The sequence below is a fragment of the Oleiphilus sp. HI0128 genome, assembly GCF_001635365.1.
In genome coordinates this window covers 1-861 of sequence record NZ_LWGG01000141.1, presented here as the reverse complement: position 1 = coordinate 861, position 861 = coordinate 1, and the positions used below count along the sequence as shown (strand labels likewise).

1 protein-coding gene is annotated in these 861 nt (G+C 48.4%); it reads left to right on the top strand.

Annotated elements, in window-relative coordinates; all coding sequences use genetic code 11:
* Nucleotides 1-861, top strand: an 861-nt coding sequence (locus A3763_RS01840) for an AIR synthase-related protein (protein WP_255376595.1), incomplete at both ends; no start/stop codon positions are given.

Here is an 861-nt window from a genome sequence, read left to right as displayed (position 1 = left end):
TGCTACAGGTAAAGGCGCAAAACCTAAAGCTGGTCTGACAGGTTTTACGGTATCGAACCTAAGAATTCCTGGTTTCGAACAGCCATGGGAAACAGATTTTGGCAAGCCTGACCGAATGACTTCTGCCTATAACATCATGCTTGACGGTCCTCTAGGTGGTGCTGCCTTCAATAATGAGTTTGGTCGACCGAACTTGTGTGGCTACTTTAGAACCTTTGAAGAAGAAGTTGCTGGCCCGAATGGTCAGGAAATCAAGGGTTACCACAAGCCTATTATGATTGCTGGTGGTATGGGAAATATTAAAGAGTCCCATGTACTGAAAGGTGACATCGATGTTGGTGCAAAGCTAATTGTATTGGGTGGCCCGGCCATGCTGATCGGCCTTGGCGGCGGTGCAGCCTCTTCGATGGATTCAGGTGCTAGTCATGAGGACTTGGATTTTGCTTCTGTACAGCGTGAAAACCCTGAAATGGAACGTCGTTGCCAGGAGGTTATAGACCGCTGCTGGCAGCTTGATGATAATAACCCAATTGCCTTTATACATGACGTAGGGGCGGGTGGTTTATCAAATGCTTTTCCGGAGCTTGTGAAAGATGGCGGGCGCGGTGGACGATTCGACTTGCGAAAGATCCCTAACGATGAGCCTGGGATGGCGCCACACGAAATTTGGTGTAACGAATCTCAAGAACGTTATGTTATTGCTGTGTTGCCGCAAGACTTGGAGCGCTTTGAGGCGATTTGTGCTAGAGAACGCTGCCCCTACGCTGTGATTGGTGATGCTCTGGAAGAGCATGATTTAACACTGGAAGATCCGCACTTCGATAATAAGCCGGTTGATCTACCCATGTCAGTGTTGTTTGG